The organism is Kitasatospora sp. NPDC001603 (assembly GCF_040298365.1).
Taxonomy (GTDB): Bacteria; Actinomycetota; Actinomycetes; order Streptomycetales; family Streptomycetaceae; genus Kitasatospora.
In genome coordinates this window covers 41,889-62,643 of sequence record NZ_JBEPAA010000049.1, presented here as the reverse complement: position 1 = coordinate 62,643, position 20,755 = coordinate 41,889, and the positions used below count along the sequence as shown (strand labels likewise).

At 71.4% G+C, this 20,755-nt stretch carries 24 protein-coding genes; 18 read left to right on the top strand and 6 right to left on the bottom strand.

All coding sequences use genetic code 11. The features are described from left to right. Window positions 1-281 precede the first annotated feature (281 nt). Window positions 282-884, top strand: a complete 603-nt coding sequence (locus ABT263_RS26810; RefSeq protein ID WP_352294098.1) for a hypothetical protein — start codon at window positions 282-284, stop codon at window positions 882-884. Between the two features lie 142 nt (window positions 885-1,026). Here ABT263_RS26810 and ABT263_RS26805 read toward each other — a convergent pair whose 3' ends face one another. The 3 genes from ABT263_RS26805 to ABT263_RS26795 form a co-directional block, all read right to left on the bottom strand. Further along, window positions 1,027-1,647: an HTH domain-containing protein gene (locus ABT263_RS26805; protein WP_352294096.1), complete on the bottom strand. Its 621-nt coding sequence runs from the start codon at window positions 1,645-1,647 to the stop codon at window positions 1,027-1,029. A 601-nt stretch (window positions 1,648-2,248) separates the two neighbouring features. Next, window positions 2,249-2,389: a DUF6891 domain-containing protein gene (locus tag ABT263_RS26800; protein ID WP_380387183.1), complete on the bottom strand. Its 141-nt coding sequence runs from the start codon at window positions 2,387-2,389 to the stop codon at window positions 2,249-2,251. Then, window positions 2,373-3,917, bottom strand: coding sequence for a flavin-containing monooxygenase (locus ABT263_RS26795; RefSeq protein ID WP_352294094.1), 1,545 nt, complete (start codon window positions 3,915-3,917; stop codon window positions 2,373-2,375). Before ABT263_RS26795 ends, ABT263_RS26800 begins: the two co-directional genes overlap by 17 nt. 300 nt (window positions 3,918-4,217) lie before the next feature. Between ABT263_RS26795 and ABT263_RS26790 the strand changes: the two genes are divergently transcribed. Next, a complete protein-coding gene (locus ABT263_RS26790; RefSeq protein WP_352294092.1) occupies window positions 4,218-4,373 on the top strand; it encodes a BBE domain-containing protein in 156 nt (51 codons plus the stop codon). Window positions 4,374-4,484: 111 nt separating this feature from the next. Here ABT263_RS26790 and ABT263_RS26785 read toward each other — a convergent pair whose 3' ends face one another. Next, a complete protein-coding gene (locus ABT263_RS26785; protein WP_352294090.1) occupies window positions 4,485-5,111 on the bottom strand; it encodes a pyridoxamine 5'-phosphate oxidase family protein in 627 nt (208 codons plus the stop codon). Between the two features lie 79 nt (window positions 5,112-5,190). Further along, window positions 5,191-5,538, bottom strand: coding sequence for an ArsR/SmtB family transcription factor (locus ABT263_RS26780; protein ID WP_352294088.1), 348 nt, complete (start codon window positions 5,536-5,538; stop codon window positions 5,191-5,193). 334 nt (window positions 5,539-5,872) lie between these two features. Here ABT263_RS26780 and ABT263_RS26775 point away from each other — a divergent pair, with 334 nt between their 5' ends. From ABT263_RS26775 to ABT263_RS26700, 16 genes are all read left to right on the top strand, one after another. After that, window positions 5,873-7,105 carry an MFS transporter gene (locus tag ABT263_RS26775; RefSeq protein ID WP_352294086.1) on the top strand — a complete coding sequence of 411 codons (1,233 nt, stop codon included), beginning with the start codon at window positions 5,873-5,875 and terminating at the stop codon, window positions 7,103-7,105. A gap of 680 nt (window positions 7,106-7,785) precedes the next feature. Continuing rightward, complete coding sequence (locus tag ABT263_RS26770; RefSeq protein WP_352294084.1) at window positions 7,786-8,553, top strand: thioesterase II family protein; 768 nt, start codon at window positions 7,786-7,788, stop codon at window positions 8,551-8,553. Continuing rightward, on the top strand, window positions 8,550-9,548 hold the full coding sequence (locus ABT263_RS26765; RefSeq protein ID WP_352294082.1) for a LuxR C-terminal-related transcriptional regulator: 999 nt from the start codon (window positions 8,550-8,552) through the stop codon (window positions 9,546-9,548). Before ABT263_RS26770 ends, ABT263_RS26765 begins: the two co-directional genes overlap by 4 nt. 187 nt (window positions 9,549-9,735) lie before the next feature. Next, entirely contained in the window at window positions 9,736-10,602 is an 867-nt protein-coding gene (locus ABT263_RS26760; RefSeq protein ID WP_352294080.1) for a diiron oxygenase, read from the top strand. Next, window positions 10,602-11,447, top strand: a complete 846-nt coding sequence (locus tag ABT263_RS26755) for a class-II aminoacyl-tRNA synthetase family protein (RefSeq protein WP_352294078.1) — start codon at window positions 10,602-10,604, stop codon at window positions 11,445-11,447. The genes ABT263_RS26760 and ABT263_RS26755 overlap by 1 nt, the downstream gene beginning before the upstream one ends. A gap of 189 nt (window positions 11,448-11,636) precedes the next feature. Beyond that, the gene (locus tag ABT263_RS26750; protein WP_329485905.1) at window positions 11,637-11,885 is read left to right on the top strand and encodes a phosphopantetheine-binding protein; all 249 of its coding nucleotides are present in this window, start codon (window positions 11,637-11,639) and stop codon (window positions 11,883-11,885) included. 12 nt (window positions 11,886-11,897) lie between these two features. Continuing rightward, a complete protein-coding gene (locus tag ABT263_RS26745; protein ID WP_352294076.1) occupies window positions 11,898-12,725 on the top strand; it encodes a class I SAM-dependent methyltransferase in 828 nt (275 codons plus the stop codon). 73 nt (window positions 12,726-12,798) lie between these two features. After that, window positions 12,799-13,758, top strand: a complete 960-nt coding sequence (locus tag ABT263_RS26740) for a 3-oxoacyl-[acyl-carrier-protein] synthase III C-terminal domain-containing protein (protein WP_352294074.1) — start codon at window positions 12,799-12,801, stop codon at window positions 13,756-13,758. Then, a complete protein-coding gene (locus tag ABT263_RS26735) occupies window positions 13,755-15,122 on the top strand; it encodes a preATP grasp domain-containing protein (protein WP_352294072.1) in 1,368 nt (455 codons plus the stop codon). Before ABT263_RS26740 ends, ABT263_RS26735 begins: the two co-directional genes overlap by 4 nt. Further along, window positions 15,119-16,393 (top strand): type III PLP-dependent enzyme, encoded by a 1,275-nt coding sequence (locus ABT263_RS26730; protein ID WP_352294070.1) that lies wholly within the window; start codon window positions 15,119-15,121, stop codon window positions 16,391-16,393. Before ABT263_RS26735 ends, ABT263_RS26730 begins: the two co-directional genes overlap by 4 nt. Window positions 16,394-16,524: 131 nt before the next feature. Beyond that, window positions 16,525-16,779: an acyl carrier protein gene (locus ABT263_RS26725; protein WP_329485900.1), complete on the top strand. Its 255-nt coding sequence runs from the start codon at window positions 16,525-16,527 to the stop codon at window positions 16,777-16,779. An 11-nt stretch (window positions 16,780-16,790) separates the two neighbouring features. After that, the gene (locus tag ABT263_RS26720) at window positions 16,791-17,636 is read left to right on the top strand and encodes a hypothetical protein (protein ID WP_352294068.1); all 846 of its coding nucleotides are present in this window, start codon (window positions 16,791-16,793) and stop codon (window positions 17,634-17,636) included. Beyond that, entirely contained in the window at window positions 17,636-18,277 is a 642-nt protein-coding gene (locus ABT263_RS26715; RefSeq protein ID WP_352294066.1) for a hypothetical protein, read from the top strand. The genes ABT263_RS26720 and ABT263_RS26715 overlap by 1 nt, the downstream gene beginning before the upstream one ends. After that, the gene (locus ABT263_RS26710; protein WP_352294064.1) at window positions 18,270-19,430 is read left to right on the top strand and encodes an acyl-CoA dehydrogenase family protein; all 1,161 of its coding nucleotides are present in this window, start codon (window positions 18,270-18,272) and stop codon (window positions 19,428-19,430) included. Before ABT263_RS26715 ends, ABT263_RS26710 begins: the two co-directional genes overlap by 8 nt. Continuing rightward, window positions 19,427-19,570 carry a hypothetical protein gene (locus tag ABT263_RS26705; protein ID WP_352294063.1) on the top strand — a complete coding sequence of 48 codons (144 nt, stop codon included), beginning with the start codon at window positions 19,427-19,429 and terminating at the stop codon, window positions 19,568-19,570. Before ABT263_RS26710 ends, ABT263_RS26705 begins: the two co-directional genes overlap by 4 nt. Window positions 19,571-19,572: 2 nt before the next feature. Beyond that, window positions 19,573-19,995 (top strand): holo-ACP synthase, encoded by a 423-nt coding sequence (locus ABT263_RS26700; RefSeq protein WP_352294061.1) that lies wholly within the window; start codon window positions 19,573-19,575, stop codon window positions 19,993-19,995. A gap of 143 nt (window positions 19,996-20,138) precedes the next feature. Here ABT263_RS26700 and ABT263_RS26695 read toward each other — a convergent pair whose 3' ends face one another. Next, the gene (locus tag ABT263_RS26695; protein ID WP_352294059.1) at window positions 20,139-20,678 is read right to left on the bottom strand and encodes a TetR/AcrR family transcriptional regulator; all 540 of its coding nucleotides are present in this window, start codon (window positions 20,676-20,678) and stop codon (window positions 20,139-20,141) included. Window positions 20,679-20,755 lie beyond the last annotated feature (77 nt).

Genomic DNA, 20,755 nt, shown 5'->3' with positions numbered 1-20,755 from the left:
GCCTTCCGCGCTCCGGCGAGCCTGGCGATCACCCTCTCCTCGTCCGCCTCCACAGCGGCCCGGGCCCGCAACAACCCCGGCACACCCCACCCCCTACCGCACCAAATTCACCCCAACGGAGGCCATATACCCGCTACTTGGGGAATTCAGCACTAGGGCCTGTGTGTGGTCGTGAGCAGTCTTCGGGTCCTGTCCTCCTGGGGTGCGGAACCCGGTACGACTGAAGGATGGACAATGGCACAACATGGGCAAGGACGCCCCGACCCGATGGGAGCCGTAGCGTGAATGACGACCAGTCCGCCGCAATCGCCGCCATGGCGAGCATCGGAGAAGTGCTGTCGTGCATCGGGCCCACCTGCGGGGACACTGTCGACTGGAGTGCGGCGGAGAGGGTCTACGGAACGTCATTCCCAGCTGACTACCGGGCCTTCGTCGCAGCCTTCGGCAGCGGTTCGATCGAGGCAATGGTCGGCGTTCACATCCCCGCCGTCACTTCGAACGAGCTGCAGGTAATCACGGTCTCAAGGCTCTCGGAGGCAGCGCTCGCGGACTACGCGGCGAACCAGTGGGCTCCCGCCGACAGGGGCCAGTATCGGCTGGAGGACCTGCTCATATGGGGTGGGACAGCCGCGGCCGACACGCTGTGCTGGATCACGACGGATCCGGACCCGGACCGATGGCCGGTCGCGGTGTACTCGCGCCTTAACCTCGAATGGTCGGTGTACCCGTGCGGTATGGCCGAGTTCCTGCTCGAGCTGCTGCGCGACGAGTGGCAGCAGTGGCCGATCAGCGACAGCTCGCTCCAGGGCATGGCGGACCCGCGCTTCCTGCACGACAAAGACGAGGCGGCGGAATGGGAGTCGGGCAACAACCCCTGGGAGTAGCTATTCCGTTCGGTGACATCACCCTCGGGGTGGGATGTCGAACAAGGCCAGGCCTGTTGGAGCGGTGGCCCCGGTCCGTACCTGCCGATCGCCAGATACGGACCAATGAACCGTGCTGCCAGCGAGGCGTCGAAGTGGCTGCTCAGGGCCTTCTTTCGGTCTGTTCTGCGGCAGACTCGGAAGCGGCATTGGCGTAACGGAGGCTGGCCCTGGCGCTGAGTGCGAAGACGTGGGCGAGATGCAGGGGGTCGGCTCCGGTGGCGGCGGCCTCTTCGAGGATGCGGTCCTGTCGGAGCCGGTCCAGGCCGACGGGCAGCCGTTTGACGAGGCGGTCGAGCCAGAAGGTGCCGACGGCGGTTGTGGTGGTTCGGCCGGCACCGCCGCGGCTCGACACCGGGCACGAAGGTCCGCCAGGCCGCTGCGGACGCCGCTTGGAAACGCAGTCCCAGACCGTGGTGTTCCCGGCCAGCTCGAAGTCGTGCTCCGCGGCCAGGCGCTCGATGATCCGCGGGACCGTGGGCTTCTGCTTCGCGGGCGCGTCCAGGTCTTCGCGCAGCATCGCGTCGATGAAGCCCTTCACCGGCTCCAGCACGCTCTTGCGCGGCGGCGGCGACTTGCGTTTCGGCGGCACCGGCGACTCCAACGCCCTCTTCACCGTGTTCCGCGACACCTTGAACCGCGCGGCGAGCTCCCGCCCCGACAGCCCCTGCTCGCGGTGAGCCCGGCGGATCCTCTCGAAGAGCCACTCACGTGACCTGGGCACCAGCGGTCTCCCTGACCTGGACCGTGATCAACAGGCACGGCGTGACAGCCGAACGGCCCAAGCCACCGCGATTACTCCGAAAGCGGCATGTTCCACACCATCACACCTACTGGCTCCCGAACTCACCGAAGAACCAGCGGCTCCCCAACAGACCGAATCCGTGGCTCTACTTCACCCCGATGAAAACAGCTCAAGCGGCAGGTAGAAGATCGACCGCCGGGTAGGTCCGCCTGCTTCGGGCCGCAACAGTCGCACGGCCCCATGAGATGATCACGCCACCGAAGAAGGACACCGCTCAACCTGACAACACCGTTGGCACCCATGGTTGGCGCGGTACGGGCGCTCACGGGCCCGTCCGGACCCGCGTACCCGGACGACATCCCCGCGCACCTGCCCGGAGCCGCTCACCAACTTCTGGCCCGCATCCCGCCCCCGTTCACCGGCCTCTGACGGCATGAGGGCCCTCGCGCCGCAGCAGCGCGTCGCAGCTGACTTCACGGTGCTTCTGACGTGCTGTCGAAAGGTCTGACGAGGTTCTCTATCCGACCAGGCGCCGCCAGGCCAGGGGCGTGATGATGATGGCCCGGCCGGGGTCGAGGTCTCACTCGACGGGGAGGTCTACCGCTTCGAGGGCGGCTACGACCTCGTGGCCGATGGTCGCGGTGGTCTCGGACGAGCCGTCGAAGCCGCCGTAGAGCAGCATCAGCCCCTGGCCCGCTGGTGTGTCAGCTCGGGTCGACATACGGAGCGGGCACCTTCCTCGTGCGCTGGGTCGGGAGTGGCAGTGCGGCCGGACCGGGCGGGTACCAGGTGTAGACGGAGGGGTCGAAGGCATGGAGCGCGCGACGCAGGCGGCGGGTGGACCACGGCCAGCAGAAGGTGTTCAGACCTGGCGGGGTGAAGTAGTAGCCGGTCGGATCGGTGGCGTAGACGGTCGTGGTGAGGGCTGCCTGCAGGGCCGTGTTGTGCGCGTCCTGGACTTCCTGGCGGACGTCCATCGCTGCCTGTCCGCTGCGGCGCAGATGGGTGAGGGCGGCCGTCACATACCGGAGTTGCGCTTCGAGGATGGTGGGCACGGCGGTGGTGCCGCTGAGCAGGTTCGGTCCTAGGAGCAGGAAGAGATTGGGGTGGCCGCTGACGGTGGTGCCCAGATAGGCATGGCGCCCCGCGCGCCAGGCGTCCGCCAGGCTCTGGCCGCGCGGGCCATAGAGCTTTGGGGCGATTGCCAGTTCACCGATGTGGAAGCCGGTGGCCAGGATGAGGACGTCCGCAGCCGCCCTCCGCCCATCGTCGCCGACGATCTCCTCGCCCTCGACATGCGACGCCCTGGTGGGGTGCAGGCGCACGTGCGGCCGAGCGACGGCCTTGTAGTAGGTGTCCGAGGTGAGCAGGCGTCGTGCGCCGAGGCGGTTGCCAGGGGCGAGGGACCTGCGCAGGTCGGGATCGGGCACCGAGCGGCGCAGGTGCAGGCGCGCTGCGGCTTCGAGCGGCGGCAGCAGGTGCGGATGGCGTAGGGCCAGGCCGATGGTCTCCTGCGCCGCCAGCTGCGCGGCGCGCGCGAAGCGCCGGGCAGCGGGGCTGCGTTGGAGCAGGCGGCGTACGGTTTCGGGCAGGGATACGTCCGGTTTGGGTAGCACCCACGGGGCGGTGCTCTGGAAGATGTCGACGCTCGCCGCGTGGCGTTGAAGGTCCGGTAGGAACTGCACGGTGGAGGCAGCGTTACCGACGACGGCCACACGGCGGCCGGCCAGCTGGACGTCGTGGTCCCAGCGGGCGGAGTGGAAGACGTCACCGGGAAAGGCCGTGAGTCCGGGCAGGTCGGGGTGGCGGGGCCGGTTCCAGGAGCCGGTAGCGACGATGACCGCCCGGGCGGCGTACGTCCCCGCCGAGGTCTCCAGCAGCCAGCGTCCCTTCGTGGCGTCCCAACGGCCGCCTCTGACTTCGGTTTTGTAGCGGATCAGATGGTCGATGCCGTGTCCGGCCGCGGTGGTCCGGAGGTAGGCGAGGATCTCCGGCTGGGTGGCGAAGGTGCGCGTCCAGGGCCCGGGCGCGAAGGAGTACTCGTACAGCAACGACGGCACGTCGCAGCCGCATCCGGGGTAGGTGTTGTCGCGCCAGGTGCCGCCGAGCCGGTCGGTGCTTTCCAGGACGACGACGTCGTCGAGGCCGGCCCGGAGGACGGTGACGGCGGCAGCCACTCCCGACAGGCCGGCGCCGATGACCACCGTCTCCACCTCCCGTGGACCGTCCAGCGCCGCTACGTCACCCATCGCCAGTCTCCCCGTCCCATGCTCGCGACCGCTACAGAAGTACCAACGAGCGGCACGGCACAGAGGTACGTTTTCGCTCACGCATGGGTGCGCCCTGGGAAAGGCCCCGGGCACGAGGGCTTGAGACAGTGGTCCAGTTCCGAGCGGCGGCCGCCGCCGGTGAGGAACCCTTCCACGACCTCGTGGTCGAAGGTGCCCATGCGGCGGCTGCCAAGGGTAGGCAGGAGGTGGTTCTTGAGGGTGGCCGCGGATGAGACGTGTGCTTGCCATGCTGGCTGACCCCCGGGTCTTGCTGACCTTTTGCTGACCCCGGATGATGGATCGCGCCCCTGGGCTGCGCGGAGACGCCGACCGCGTGATAACGAGCAGAACTACGCCCGACTGCTGAAGGCCGGGAAGACCTGGGACGAGAAGAACGTCTTCCACCGCGCCCAGTCGGTCACCCTGCCGTCCTGACCGCACACGCAGAGCCATGCCGGCCATCCGGTCAGCAGAGGAGATGGAGGTGAAAGGCGCCGGAGTAAAGGAGGGGCGGCGTTCTGCAGGTCCGCGCACCTTCGGGCGGGTCTACCCGGCGCGCTGCTCCAGTTGCGTCCGCAGGAGGCGGTTCTCCTCCTCCAGTGCGGCCAGCCGGTCCTGCAACTGGTCGAGGTGGGGCCGGAGTTCAGCCTCGGAGAAGCGCGGGGTGATGTGCTGGGGGCAGTTCCAGTTGTAGCCCTCGACGTGGATGGTCATCAGGCGTTCGACCCGCCCCCCGGTCCGGGTGGCGAGCAGGCGACGGTCGAGCTCCGGATTCGTCTCCAGGTCCTGCACCGAGGCCCGGCCGAAGAGCTTCAGCCGGGCCTGGCGGGCGTAGTCCATGAAGAACAGCGCCACCCGGCCGTCCGCGCGGATGTTGCCGGTGCTGATGTACTGGCGGTTGCCGCGCACCTCGGCGAAGGCGATCGTCCGCTCGTCGACGACCTGGGCGAAGCCGGGCGGGCCGCCGCGGAACTGGACGTACGGCCACCCGGTCTCGCTGACGCTGGCCAGGTAGAACCCGTCGCGGGACTGGATGAAGTCGGTCTCGGCGTCCGTCAGCTCCTCGGGCTCGTCGCCGTGCGCGAGCTGGCGGATGGCCGACAACTCGCTCCCCTGTTCCTTCTGGACCAGGCGCACCTCGTCGGTGTACGCCAGGTGGGCGTAGCGGCCCATGCTGTGCTCCTTCTCGCCGGTGGGGCGGTTGGGTGGACGCGATGGCGCGGTGGCGGTCCGGGTCACCGGGCCCGCCGGGTCACCCGGCCGGGACGGCCGGTGGGGCGGTCGCCGGGGCGGCCGTGAGGATCGAGGTCAGGAGTCCGGGGAAACGGGCTTCGAGGTCGTCCCGGCGCAGCCGGCTGAGCCGCATGTTGCCGACCAGCCTGGTCGCCACGACACCGGCCTCGCGCAGGGTGCGCAGGTGGTGCGAGACGGTCGAGCGCTTGACGGGCAGGTCCAGCGACGTGCACGACTCCTCGGCGGAGGCGTCGAGCGCCCGGAGGATCTGCAGGCGCACCGGATCGGCCAGCGCCTGGAGCACGGTGCCGATGTCCACCGCCGCCAGGTCGGGCTGTGGCAGCCAGGTCTCCTCGATCGCGTTCATCCGCTCCACCCTGCTCGTCGGTGCGGCCGTGCACCGGTGCCGACGATACCCATCCGCCTGGGCCGCTCGGCAGGAGGCTCTCCGTGCTTCGATAGTAGTCGTCTTGTCCGATGGACATCGACCTTTCTGACGTCTTTCGGCCGCCGCGGGGGAGTCGCACCGTGACCGACCCCGCCGCGTGGTCGTCGGCCGTTGAAGGCTTCAACGGAACTTCTCCGACGGGCATTTGGCTGGAACCCGACGGTCGGCCGCGCTGTCGGCACCAGTGGGGGAGGCCCCTGCCGTTACGATGCCGGTCGTAACAGACGCCGATCATCGAACCAGGAGTCGCACCGTGACCGACCCCGCCGACGCGCCCCCGGCGGCCCCCTGGGGACCCGCCGCGACGCTCCTGGCCCTCGGTACCTTCGCCGTGGGCACCGACGCCTTCGTCATCGCGGGCCTGCTCCCCGACATCGCCGGCTCACTGCACGTCGAGGTCGCCGCGGCGGGCCAGCTGGTCAGTGTCTTCGCCCTCGCCTACGCGGTGCTCTCCCCGGTTCTGGCGGCGCTGACCGGCACCTGGTCACGGCGTACCGTGCTGGTCACGGCGCTGCTGGTGTTCGGGGTGGGCAACGTGGTGACGGCGGTCGCCCCCGGCTACGGGCTGGTGCTGGCCTCGCGGGTGATCGCGGCGGCCGGTGCGGCGATGTTCACCCCGAACGCGGGCGCCACGGCGGCGGCGCTCGCCGGTGAGCGCCACCGCGGCCGGGCGATCGCCATCGTGACCGTGGGCCTGACCGCCTCGCTCGCCCTCGGCGCGCCGCTGGGCACCGCCCTCGGCGACGCGATCGGCTGGCGGGCGACGATGTGGTTCGTCACCGCCCTGGCCGTCCCGGTCGCCGCCGTGATCGCGTTGCGACTGCCCGAGATCAGGCTCGGCACCGCGGCCGGGCTGCGCCGGCGCCTGTCCCCGCTCACCGATCGGCGGGTGGCCGGCGTGCTCGCCTGCACCCTGCTGGCCTTCGTCGGCGTCTACCTCCCCTACACGTACATCAGCTCCGTCTTCGCGCCGGCCGTCGGGGGACACGGTGCGCGGGTGTCGCTGCTGCTGCTGGTCTTCGGGGTGGCCGGCACCGCCGGGAACCTGATGGCCGGGCACCTCGCCGACCGGTACGGGCCGCGCAAGGTGGTGATCACCGCGACCCTGGGGCTCGCGGCCGTCTTCCTGGCGATGCTGGAAGCCCGGGGCTCGTTCGCGGCCGCGCTGGTGTCGGTGGCGTTCTGCGGGGTGGCCTCCTGGTCGCTGACCGCGCCGCAGCAGCAGCGGATCATCGCGCTCGCCCCGGCGGGCTCCGAGTCCCTCGTCGTCTCGCTCAGCGCGGCCGTGCTGTACCTGGCGGTCTCGCTGTCCAGTGTCCTCGGGGCGATCGGTCTGCAGGCGTTCGGCTCCGCCGGGCACCTGCTCCCGGTCGCGGCGGCCTTCGCCGTGTCGGCGGCCGGCCTCGCCTGGATCTCGGGCCGGGCGGACGGCCGCACGGCGCCCGCCGAGCCCCCTGCCGCGCCGGTGTCCTCGGCCTCGGAGTGAGGCCGCTGCTGCCTCGGCGCTGCCGCTGCCGCCGCTGACGACAGCGCCGACAGGGCCGACCGGCGGAGCCACCTCGACGGCGCCGAATCGGCCTCCTTTGCGACCTCGTCACCGAAGAAGTACGCGGGCTTGACGCCGAAGAAGGCCGTGCAGGCCTCCGGGTGGTGCAGGGGCGGACTTTCGCGGGGCCGTTCCGCGGATAGGCGATGTGCACCGTCGAGATATCTCTGTCATAGAGGTGAATGGCCTTCGCCACCGCTTCGTTGCGGTACGGACCGCGATCCCGGGGGTGGGCGGTCGCGAAAGAGGTGGTCGAGGCGCCTCCCGGGTGCGTCCGGGCAGGATGGTGCGTGTTCCTTCGTGGCCTTCCAATCCTCACCAGCAGTCCCACGGAGAACACGTCGCACACGGACTCTGATTGGTTGACATGAAAGTGGCGCAAGGTAAGCTGACGTCCTGGCAACTGCTGTGGCCGCGAACCGTGTTGCGGCCCTCACCATGGAGAACGCGAGTTGCCGCCGTCGACTCCGCCCCGACGGCGATCACGGCCCGAGGAAAGCGCCGCACCTGCCTTCTGCCGACTCTCCTCACCGAAGAACTTCCACGCCTGCGTCAATCATTTGCGTCTCCGCTGCCCAGTGATCGGATAGGACGGGACAACTGGGATGGAAGAACAAGGCTTGACCAATAACACGGGATGGATTCAGATATTCGACCCCGCACCGAAGGCCGGGCTGCGCCTGGTCTGTTGCCCGCACGCCGGGGCCTCGGCGGGCACCTACCGCCGGCTCTCGGCCGCCCTTCCCGGCGGCGTCGAGGCGCTGTCGGTCCAGTACCCCGGGCGGCGTGGCCGTTCCGGGGAGCCCGGGATCGACGACATCGGCGCGCTGGCCGACCGGATCGGCGCCGAACTGCACGGCTTCGACGACCTGCCGTTGGCCGTGCTGGGCCACAGCATGGGCTCGGTCGTCGCCTTCGAGGTGACCCGCCGGCTGGAGGCGGCCGGGCGGGCGCCGGTGCGGCTGTTCGTCTCGGGCCGCCGCTCGCCGTCCGCCGGGCTCGGCCTGAACATCCCCCGGGGCGACGACGAGGTCCTGGACGAACTCCGGGAGCTGGGCGGGATCCCGGCGAGGCTGCTGGACCGCCCGAAGTACCGCGAGTCGATCCTGACCGTCATCCGCAACGACTACCGCGCCAACTCCCGTTACACCGCCCGGCCCGACACCACCGTGACCTGTCCGGTCACCTTCCTGTTCGCGGACGCCGACCCGTATCTCGACCCGGCGGCGGCGCTCGGCTGGAAGGGCCACACCACAGGGGAGTTCCGGCTCACCTCCTTCCCCGGTGGCCACTTCTTCCTCGATCAGCAGTTGGCCGCGGTGGTCGCGACGATCACCGCGGATCTGGGTGCCGGATCCACCGGACGAGCGGACGGAGACAGAGCGTGAAGCGGGGACTGTGCTCGATCGACGAGGAGCTGGCGGTCCGGGTCTACGAGCGGCTGCTGGTGGCCAAGGGGGTGACCCTCCCCGAGCTCGCCACCGACCTGGGCATCACGGCCGAGCGGGCGGAACAGGCGCTCGCCGCCCTGCGCTGCCTGAAGCTCGTCAGGTACTGCCAGGAGCAGGGGCGCTTCGTGGCGCGTAGCCCCGAGATCGCCCAACTGGAACTGCTCATGCCGCTGGAGCAGGCGATCCGCGAGAAGCGCCGTGAACTGACGGACTTCCAGGACACGCTGGGCTCGTTCGCCGACACCTACAGCAGCCTCCAGCGCACCCGGCTGCGGAGGGAGCCGGTGCTCAGCGGGCTGGACCGGGAGCAGACCGGGTTGCGGATGGCGGACGCCCTGCGCGACCGCCCGTCCGAGATCCTCGTCATGGAGCCGTTCGCCCCGGTCCAGGGGCAGGACTCGCACGTGCTGGGCCTGTCGGCGCTGCCGCCCGGGGTCCCGATTCAGGTCCTGTACCCGCACACCGCCCGCAGCAGCCTGGCCTCACGCGGCAGCCTGCGGACGCTGGCCGAGGCGAGCGCGCGGGTCCGCACCTCGACCCAGGCCTTCGAGCGCCTGGTCATCGTGGGTGGCGAGGTGGCCTTCCTGGCCGACCCCGGGGGCGACGACGCGGGCGTCACCGTCGTCTACGAGCAGGCCATCGTCGCCCGGCTGGTGCGCTCCTACGAGCACGCCTGGGCGTCCGGGACGGACATCGACTCGAACGTGGTCAGGTACGGCGAGACCCTGGACGAGGTCCGCTGCGCCATCCTGGAACTGCTCGCCTCGGGGCTCAAGGACGAGGTGGTGGCCCGGCGCATCGGCATGTCCTCGCGGACCTTCCGCCGTCACCTCGCCACCATCATGGACGAGTTGAACGCCGAGAGCCGGTTCCAGGCGGGCGCGGCCGCCGTCCAGGCCGGACTCCTGCCGGTCCGGGGCGCCGCCGGCTGACCGGCCCGGTGCCGTCGGTCCCGGCGGGCGTCGCCGCTTCGATATGGCCGTATGTGGCCACACCACATCAGGTCATTGCGGCGCCCGCCGGGACTTCCCTACCTTCGAAGAGTGCCGGAAAACGGCACGGCATTGGAGCCGCCGGTCACCACGAGGCGGCCGGGGAAACTCGGAGGTCAACGCCAGCATGGTCAGCAAACTGATCGACCAGGACGGCCGGTTCCTGGAAATACTCGACCGTCTGACCACGAAGTCGATCGATGACTACTACAACCCCTACAAACTCTTCGAATGGCCGGACAGCCTGCCCGAGGAGATGTGGTGGATGAGCCCCGAACTCACCACCACCCACGGTACCGAGGCCGCCCGGCGGCTCACCGAAAAGGAGCTCCACGCACTGTCGCGGTACGAGAGCATCAACTTCTACAGCCTCAATGTGCACGGAATCCGGGAACTTCTCATCGAGGTCACCAAGCGGATTCACACCACCGGCTTCGAGACGCCCTCGGACTTCTTCCACCACTTCATCGGTGAGGAGAACGAGCACATGTGGTTCTTCGCCGAGTTCTGCCTGCGCTACGGCAGGAAGATCTACCGGCAGCCGGTCGGTGCGAACGTCGAGATCCCCCGCTCGAACGTGGAGAGCCTGCTGGTCTTCGCCCGGATCCTGATCTTCGAGGAGCTGGTGGACCACTTCAACTCCCGGATGGCGCTGGACGACCGCCTGCACGAGACGATCCGCGGGATCAACCGGATCCACCACCAGGACGAGTCGCGGCACATCGCCTTCGGCCGTGAACTGGTCACCGCGCTGGCCGCCGACGTCCGGCAGACCTCCACCGAGGAGGAGATGCGGGACATCGCCGGCTACATCCGGCGCTACATGACCTACAGCTTCGAGACGCTCTACAGCCCGCAGGTGTACCGGGACGCGGGCATCAAGGACCCGCACGGCCTGCGCCGGCAGCTCCTCGAATCCCCGCAGCGCGCCGAGTTCGAGCAGAGCGTCTACCGCAAGACCGCCAAGTACCTAGAGAAGACGGGGCTCATCTGATGGCCGGCACCGCCCCCCGAACCACCGGCCCCACCGGCGGACTGGTCATCCTCGACCCGGACCAGACCGACCTGCTCCTCGAACTCGACCGGACGTTCGCCGGCTGGGGCCGCTCCGCCGGAGCCCGCGAGATCCTCCCGCCGCCGCTGTACCCGGTGTCGGACCTGGAGAAGTTCGACGTCTACGTCAACTTCCCGCACCTCGCCCTCGTCGGTGCCGGACTCGACCTGGAGAGCGGCGAGAACAAGCCCGTCGACGGCCGGTTCGCGCCCGCCGCACTGCGCGGCGCACAGGTCGGCCTGCCCCACGCGACCTGCTACAGCGCCTTCCTGTACTACGAGAACTCCGTCGTGGCGGCGGACGCGCTGATCACCCTGGTCAACCGCTGCTTCCGCAACGAGGAGCGGTACGAGGGCCTGCGGCGGCTGCTCAGCTTCCAGATGCGCGAGGTCGTCGCACTCGGCTCGTACGAGCACACGCAGCAGGTCCTCGGGTCCTTCGCCGAGCGGATCGCCGCGTTCGCCGACGCGCTGTCCCTGCGGCTGGAGAAGGTGCCCGCCTTCGACCCGTTCTTCCGGGCCGACGGCGCCCGCGCCCTGCTCCAGAAGCTCAGCCCGGTCAAGTACGAGTTCCAGGTCGGCGACCTGGCCGTCTCCTCCGTCAACACGCACCGCAACTTCTTCGGCGAGCGCTGCGACATCCGCGGGCCGGCGAACGAGTTCGTCTTCACCAGCTGCGTGGCGTTCGGCCTGGAGCGGTGGCTCTCGGTCCTGGTCGACCTGCACCACGGCGACGCGGTCGAGGCCCTGGACGCGGTGCGGACCGCGGCCCGGCAGCTCGCCTGAGCCGCGGAGCCTCCGCGTGGATCCCGCACCGGGCCGCGTGGATCCCGCACCGGCCCGAGTGGATCCCGCACGGCCGCCTGGATCCCGTACGTCCCGAGCGCATCCCGCACGGCCCGAGCGCATCCGGCACGGCCCGAGCATGCCCGGATCGCCCTATCGCCCTATCGCCCCAACACCCGAGGAGTGGCAATGGCTTCGGCAGGAATCGACCAGGTCCGCGAGTGGATCCTGGCCAGGCACCCGGACCGGGAATCCATCGAGCCCGACGAGAACCTCATCGAGAGCCGCCTCGTCGACTCGCTCTCCTTCGTGGAGCTGGTCTACACGATCGAGAGCGCCAGCGGCGTCGAGATCGACTTCGACAGCATCGACATGCAGGACCTCCAGACCCTCTCGTCGATCGAGAAGGCCTTCTTCACCCCGGCCCGACTCCCGTAGGAGGCCATCCCCATGGAAGCTGTCTCGTACACGGCCCAGTGGACCGCCGCGGCCCGCGCCGTCGAGTCCGAGCGCCCCGGTGACGCCATGTTCCAGGACAGGTTCGCGCGCGATCTCGCGGCCCCGCGCGGCTTCGAGCTCCTCGACAAGTACGGCGGCGGCGGCCTGATCCCGTTCATCGCGATCCGCACCAAGTACCTGGACGACAGCATCGAGGCGCTGCTGGCGGACAGCGGCATCCGGCAGGTGGTCCTGGTCGCCGCGGGGATGGACACCCGGGCGTTCCGGCTGGCCTGGCCGCCCGGCAGCACGGTGTACGAGGTCGACCACGGCGGCCTCATCGACGAGAAGCGTGCCCGGCTGGCCGCGCTCGGGGCCGAGCCCACGGTGGAGCGCCGCGAGGTGTCGGCCGACCTCGCCACGGAGTGGTTGCCCGCGCTGCACCGCGCCGGCTTCGACCCGGAACTGCCCACGCTCTGGGTCGCGGAAGGGCTGATGTTCTTCCTCACCGAGGAGCAGGCCTCCCACCTGCTCGGCGTGCTCGGCTCGGTCTCGGCCCCCGGCAGCCGGCTGGCCGTCGACTTCGCCAGCCGGGCGCTGCTGCGCAGCCCCTTCTCCAGGGCCTTCCTGGCCGGCCTGCGCGAGGACGGCACGCCCTGGCTCTTCGGCACCGACGAGCCGGAGGAGTTCCTGGCCGGTGCCGGCTGGAAGGTCCGCGAGCTGCGCGAGCCCGGCGAGCCCGGCGCGGGCCAGGGGCGCTGGCCGTACGAGGTGCAGCCCCGCGACCGCCGGGGCGTGGCGCGCAGCTGGCTGGTCCGCGCCGAGTTCGCCGGCCGCTGAGGAGCGGGCGGATGAGGAGGGAGCGGAGGAGGAGCGGGCGGATGAGGAGCGGGCGGATGAGGGGAGTTCCCGGATGGGTGGCGTGACCACACTGGAGCGGATCGAGTCGTTCCTCCCCGAACGGAGCGTGCGGATCGACGACCTCGCCGAGAGCCTGGGGCTGCGCCGCGCCGAGGTGGGCGTGTTCCGGAAGATCTACGGCCTCGACCGGCTGCGGTTCGATCCCGGCACCGGCCTCTTCGACCTGGTGCTTCCCGCGGCCCGCCGTGCCCTGGCGGCGCTTCCCGAAGGACGGCGGGTCGACTACGTCATCTACGCGCACACCATGCAGACGCTCGCCCCGCCGCACATCGACGCAGCCCGGGTCATCCGGGCGAAGCTGGGGCTGCACGACGCCGAGGCCTTCGCCCTCACCCAGCAGGCGTGCGTCAGCAGCCTCGGCGCCATCGACCTGGCCGGCGAGCTGCTGCGGGCCGAGGCACCCGAGGGCGCGTACGCGCTGATGGTCACGGGGGAGCGGGCGTACTCCCCGAAGGTCCAGCTGATCCCGAACAGCGCGGTGATGGCGGACGCGGCCTCCGCCTGCCTGCTGACCGTCGGCGGCCCCGGCGACGAGGTGCGCTCGTACCTGACCCGCACCCTCGGCGCCTACGCGGCGGGCCTGGAGATGACCCCGCAGGAGATCAGCGCCTTCGGCCAGGACTACGCCACCGTGCTCGGCGAGGTCATCGAGGAGTCCGTCCGCCGGGCCGGCCTGAGCTTCGACGAGATCGACCTGGTCATCCCGCACAACGTCAACGCGGTGTCCTGGCGCCACACCATCCAGCGGATGGGCGCCGACCCGGACCGCTTCTTCCTGGACAACATCCCGCTCTACAGCCACTGCTTCGCCTCGGACGTGTTCCTCAACTACACCACCCTGCGCGAGCGGGGCCGGCTGGTCGACGGCGGCCACTACGTCCTGGTCTCGGTCGGCCTGGGCGCCACCTTCGGCGCCATGGTCATCACCCACCGCGAGGGAGGCACCCGATGACCGGCACCGCCTACACGGCGGACCTCAAGGAGGCGCTGACCGGCGACCGCGAAGCGCGGTTCGTCTGGCTCTGCAACTTCGAGGTGGAGAACCAGTGGGCGCGCGGCCACACCGGGCTCCCGGCGGCGCGGATCACCACCACCGCCGCGACCGTGCAGCGGATGGAGGAGCTCGGCGCCCTGCTCGCCGAGCCGACCGACCACCTGCTGCTCGACCGCCCGCTCGATCCCGGCTACCGCGCGTACGCGGAGAAGACCGGGCTCGGCGCGCCCACCGAACTGATCACCCGGGCGCCGGCCGGCGAGGACGGCACCAGCGGGGCCGTCCTCGACTCCCCGGAGCTGCTGGACCGGCTGCGGGTGCTCGCGGGCGGCGGCGCCTATCTGATGCCGATGGGCAACTCCCCCCTGGAGCAGGAGATCTGCCGGCGGACCGGGCTGCGCCCCGCGGTGCCCGGTCCGGAGACCTCGGCGCGGGTCAACAGCAAGATCTACAGCCGCCGGCTGACCGAGGAGCTCGGCCTGCGGGCGATCCCCGGCTTCACCTGCGAGACGGTGGGCGAGCTCCACCGGGCGCTCGACGACTCGCTGGGCGACGGCGGGCCGGTGATCGTCAAGGACGCCTACGGCGTCTCCGGCAAGGGCCTGATCGTGCTCGACAGCCGCAAGAAGGCCGACCGGCTGCTGCGCATGGTCGACCGCCGCGCGCGGAGCAGCGGGGACGACGCGATCCACGTCGTCGTCGAGCGGTTCCTGCCCAAGCGGTTCGATCTCAACTACCAGTTCACCATAGCCCGGGACGGGCGGGTGAGGTTCGACTTCGCGAAGGAGGCCCTGACCTCCGGCGGCGTCCACCTCGGGCACGTCATGCCCGCCGCGCTCTCGCCCGTCCAGTACGAGGGCCTCGTCGCCGCCGCCGAGCGGCTGGGCGCCCGGCTCTTCGAGGACGGCTTCTTCGGCGTGGTCGGCGTGGACGCGCTGCTCGGGCAGGACGATCTGGTGTACCCCGTCCTGGAGATCAACGCCCGTCTGAACATGTCCAGTTACCAGGGGCAGGTCACCGAGCGCTTCCTCGCCCCGGGCGGGGCCGCGCTGGCGAAGCACTACCCGCTGCGGATCTCCGCCCCGGTCTCCTTCGACGAGGTGGCCGACGCCCTCGGGGACCTCGCCCGGCCGCCCGTCGACGGCACCGGGCTGGTCGTCACCTGCTTCGGCACGGTCAACGCGCAGGCCGGCACCTCCCTCCCGTTCGACGGCCGGCTCTACACCCTGCTCTTCGCCGCCGACCGGCACGGCCTCGGCGACCTCGACCGCCGGACCACCGAGGCGCTCCACCGTCTCGGCACCACCGAAAGGACGCCATGAACACCAGCGAACTGAGGGTGCAGGGGGTACCGGTCTCGCGGATCGCCGAGCAGTTCGGCACCCCGCTGTTCGTCTACGACGCCGAGGTGCTGCGCACCGTCTACCAGTCGCTGCGCGAGGGGCTCCACCCCGCGGTGGACGTCTTCCTCTCGCTCAAGGCCAACCCCAACGTCGCCGTCTGCGGCTACCTCGGCTCGCTCGGCGCCGGCGCCGAGATCTCCTCCCTGGTCGAGCTGATGACCGTCCAGCGGGCCGGCATCGCGCCGGAGAACGTGATCTTCCTGGGGCCGGGCAAGACCCGCGCCGAGCTGGAGGCGTGCGTCGCGGCGAACCTGCACGCCATCGTCTGCGAGTCGCTGGACGAGCTGCGCCTCCTGGAGGAGATCGCCGAACAGGCCGGGCGGGCGGAGGTGCCGGTCCTGCTCCGGGTCAACCCCGACTTCCACACCAAGGGCTCGGGCCTCGCCATGAGCGGCAAACCGCGCCAGTTCGGCATCGACGCGGAACTGCTGCGCCGCTCCCGCCCGGTGATCGACGCACTGCGCCGGGTCCGGGTCCGCGGCTTCCACGCCTACATGGGCACCCGGTTCCTGAACGCCGACGACCTGGTGCACAACACCCGGCAGATCCTGGCGACCGCCGAGGAGCTGTCGCAGACGCTCGGCATCCCGCTGGAGACCGTCGACTTCGGCGGCGGCTTCGGCGTCGCCTACTTCGACAACGAGAAGGACCTCGACCTGGGGGCCGTCCTCGCCGGCATCAACGAGGTCGTCGAGCCCTTCGTCCGGGCACACCCCGGTTGCCGGCTGATCAACGAGCTCGGCCGCTACCTGACCGCGCACGCCGGTACGTACGTGGTGCGCGCGCTGTACGTGAAGGAGTCCCTCGGCGAACGCTTCGTGGTCGCCGACGGCGGCACCAACCACCACATGGCGGCGGTCGGCGTCGGCAGCTTCGTCAAGCGCAACTTCCCGATCCGCTCGCTCACCAGGTACCGGGACGAGCCCAGCGACACGTACACCGTCACCGGGCCGCTCTGCACGCCCAACGACGTCATCGGCAAGAAGGTCGCCCTGCCGCCGGTCGAGGCCGGCGACCTGCTGGGCGTCGAGCGCTCCGGCGCCTACGGGCCGACCGCCTCCCCCGGGCTCTTCCTCAGCCACGGATTCCCCGCCGAGGTCCTGGTCCACAACGGTGCCGCGCACCTGGTCCGGGAGCGGGACCGCCACGAGGAGATCCTCGCCAAGCAGCACCTCGTCGACTTCGACTGACCGGTCGGCGGCCGTTCCCGGCAGCCCCGGCAGCCGCGAAGTCCCCGACCGCGCGACCGTGGCAGAGCCACCGACAACCCGACAGCCCCGACAGACCCCGACAGCCCCGGCACAGAGGAGTGAACCGGAAGATGGAACGTCAGAACGTGGTGTCCGCGGTGGAGGCCGCTCTCAGCGAGGTCCTGGAGCGGGCCGTCACCGGTATCACCGAGGACGCCCGGCTCTTCGAGGACCTGCACCTGGACTCCACCTCCGTCCTGGAACTGCTGATGGTCCTGGAGGACACGGTCGAGATCTCGGTGGACCCGGAAGCCCTGGACATGGACGACTTCAAGTCGGTGGGCACCCTCACCGACTACGTCCTGGCCCAGGCCGACGGGGCATGAGGGAGACCGCGATGTCCACGACCCTCCAGGGCGCCGGCGCGGTGGTCTCCCCGCCGCGCCGGCCATACGACGAGGACCCGGCGACGCTCTCCTACTACCGCGACCTGGTCGAGCCCTTCGGCCTGGAGGTGGCGCCGGACCTGCTGCGCGCCGCGCCGAACGTCACCCACCGCGACCTGGTCGACCGGCTCGCGGCGATCGAGGGCGTCCGGGACAGCGCGCCCGACCTGGTGATCGTGGCGCAGGCACTGCCGGACGTGACGCCGTTCGTCGCCATCGCGCCCTACCTCGACCGGCTGCTCGGCGGCGGGTCCGCCAACAACCTCGGCATCGGCCAGCAGGGCCTGGCCGCACCGTTCACCGCGCTGCGGGTCGTCTCCGCCTTCCAGCGGGCCGGCCGGAGCCGCACGGCGGTGCTCGCCGTCCTCGAACAGACCACCCTGCCGACCCGGTTCCCCCTGGTCCACGACAACGGCCTGGTCGACTCCGGGGTGGTGCTGGTCCTCGGCACCACCGGCGGACCCCGGGTGGCGGGGGTCGAGACCATCCCCGCCACCGAGTCGCCCCTCGACCGCCTCGGGGAGCTCGCCGCCAAGGACCCGGCGGGCACGCTGGTGGTCACCGGGCCCTGGTTCGACCGGCGGGGGCTGGACCAGGACGGCCCCCGGCACCGGGTGGAGCCCGGCAGCTACTGCACCAGCGTCTGGCTGGCACTGGCCCGGAACTGGCGCTCCTGGCAGCACCGGTACGCCACGGTGCTCCTCTGCGACACCGACCCGCGCTCCGGCGAGAGCCACCTGGCCGTGCTGGCCTCGGACTCCGCCGGGACCGCGGCCTCCGGCGAGGGAGCGCTCTGATGCCGCCGGTCGACACCCCGCCCTGGACGGCGCCCGGCGGCGCCGGCACCGGTAGCGCCGGGGCCGCGGCGGCCCTGCGGAACTTCGCCGCCGCGCTCGACGCCTGCCACGAGCTGGCAGGCCCGGGCGCGCTGGTCAGCTCGGCCGTCGGCTGGGCCGTCGCCTCGGCCGGGCGCCTGCCGGAGGGCGCCCCGGTGCCGGGCGGCTTCGACGCGCTCGCCGTGACCGGCCCCGGGGCGCCGTCGCCGGACCGGGCCCGGGAGCTGTTCGCCGACGGGCTGCTCCGGCTCCACCGGGAGCTGCTCCGCGGGCTGCTCGACGCCGTCGTGGTCCGGCTCAACGACCGCACCTCGGAGGGCGCCACCCTGCTCAACCGTCAGCTGGTGCGGAGCGCGGTGGCCGACGTCGCGCTGACCCTCACCGAGGCGGCCGACCTGCTGGCGATCCCCGACCGCACCGCCGCGCGCCGCCACCGGATCCACCGCGGGCTGGTGGACGCGGGCCGCGTCGCGATCAAGCTGTACGGCGCGAGCGGCTTCGTGGCCGACGGCCCCGGCCGGCTGCTGTACCTCGCCGAACTGCTGGGCAACACCTACCTCCTGCCGGACCGCCGAGAACGAGACGAGGACGGGAATGAGTGAGCCGGACCCGCACCGGACAGCCGCGCTCAGGTCCCACATCCGCGAGTCCGCGGGAGAGCTGCGCGGGATCGGTCTGGAGATCGACCGCGACCCGGAGGCGATCGACCGCTGGCTGCACCTCCCCGTGGTGGACATCATGCGCAAGGCCACCGTCCCGGTGGAGTACCTGGAGCGGCCGCTGCGCATCGACGGACACACCTACGACATGAGCTCCTGTCTCGAACACTCGATTGCCATCGAGGAGTTGAGCTATGGAGACGCGGGCTTCATGCTCGCCTGCCCCGGCCCGCTGATGTCCGGCGTGGCGGTCGCCGCGCTGGGTGACGACAAGCAGCGGCAGGCCTACTACGAGCGCGTGGCGGCCCCCGGGTCGACCTGGACCTTCTTCGGACTGACCGAGCCCGAGAAGGGGTCCGCCGCCGCCGAACTGGAGACGGCGCTCACCCCGGACGGGGACGGCTTCCGGCTGAACGGCGCCAAGCGCTACGTGGGCAACGCCGCCTTCGCCCAGCTGGGCGTGGTGTTCTGCCGCCGGGCACCGGGACCGCTCGGCATCGAGGCGGTGCTGCTGGATACCACGGCGCCCGGCCTGCGGGCCGAGCTGATCCCGACCGTCGGCCTGCGCGGCGCGCGGATCTCCGCGATCCGGTTCGAGGACGTCCGGGTGGAGCGCGAGCAGATCCTCGGCTACGAGACGCTCAAGCCCAGCCGGCGCGGGCTGGTCGGCGCCATCCGGACCTTGCAGCGGTTCCGTCCGGTGCTCGCCGGGACGGCGCTGGGGCTGGTCCGCGCGGTGCTGGACCACGTGCGGGAGGAGCGCCCGGGGCTCACCGGTACGGACCGGCTGCGGCTGGAGGAGCTGGTGGACGCCCTCGCCGCGCTGCGGCACCGGAACTACGAGGTGGCCGCCGCGATCGACGCGGGCCGGACGGGAGCGGACCGGATCGCCGGGGTCAAGACGCGTGCCGCCGAGCTCGCCGAGCGCAGCACCCTGGCCGCCGCCGAGCTGCTGGGCCCGGGCGCCCTGCTGGCGGATCCGCTGCTCGACAAGCTGTACCGGGACGCGCGGGCCTTCGAGTTCATGGAGGGCACCGGGCACATCCAGCGGCTGGCCGTCTTCCAGGGCGTGCTCAAGGGCACGTTCCTCCGGTGAGCCCGGTCCGCGCCGTGCCCGCCGTCCGCGCCGTGCCCGCCGTCCGCGCCGTGCCCGCCGTCCGCGCTGTGCCCGCCGTCCGCGCCGTGCCCGCCGTCCGGGCGGGCGTCGTCCGGCCGCCTCGGCGGGGGGTGCGCTGACCGTGTGGATCGGTGTCGACGTCCTCCAGGAGGGCGAGCTGGCGGCGCTGCTCGGCCGGCCCTGGTTCCGGGTGTACGCCTACGCGCCGGCGGAGCTGGAGATCGCGGACTCCTACGGGGCGGAGCGGGCCCGGGAGTTCCTCACCGGTCGGTTCGCCGCCAAGGAGGCCGTGCTGAAGGTGATCGGCACGGGCTTCGGCGGGGGAGTGACCCCCCGGCAGGTGAGCGTCCTGCGCGCCGACGGCGGGGCGCCGGTGGTCCGGCTCGGCGGCGAGGCCGCGCTGAGGGCCCGGGAGCGCGGCATCGCGGCCATCGGGGTCTCGATCACGCACAAGCGGGGTCTGGTCATCGCCGCCGCCGTCGGGACAGCGGGCAGGGCCGCGGCGGACGCACCGCCGGTGGCCCGGTCCGGGCACCGGCCCTGACCGGCGAACCGGACAGTCGAGAGAGGGGAGAGCCCGTGCCACCGCCGCCGCAGACGCCGCCCGCCCCGGGCCGGGCCGCCGCCCGCCCGACCGACGCGGGGGCCGCCGGGGCCGCGCCGGTCCTCCCGGGGCGGGGGCGGGGCTCAGTCGAGGAGCCGCTCCGCCATCCGGCGGGCCAGCAGGGCCGGTGCGGCGTTGCGCTCGCGCATCGCGGTGACGATGGCGCCGTCCATCAGCAGGGCGAACTGCGGCGCGAGTTCGGAGTGCCGGCTGTGCCCGGCGGCTTCGAGCAAGCGGTCGAGGAAGTCGGTCACCGCCTGTTTGTGCGCTGCCGCCAGCCGGTACACCTCGCTGGCGGGGTCGGACACCTCCGCCATCGCGTTGATGAACGCGCAGCCGTGGAAGTTGACGTCCGCCGCCCCCTCCGCGAGGGCGTCGAAGACCGCGAGCGGTCCGCCCCCGCGGGCGTCCACGGCGTCTTCGAGCCAGGCGCGCCAGCTCTCGTCCCGACGGGTCAGGACGGCCGCCACCAGGGCGTCCTTGCCGGTGAAGTGCCGGTAGAAGGACGCCCGGCCGACCCCGGAGACGGCCAGCAGTCTCTCCACGCCGACGGCGTGGATCCCCTCGGCGTAGAAGAGCTCCTCCGCGGTCTGGAGGAGGCGGTCGCGTGCATGGGTCGCCATGGGTCCACGGTAGCGGATCTTGACCCCAAACGGCACCGAGCGGTACCGTCCTCATAAACAGAACCGATCGGTACCGA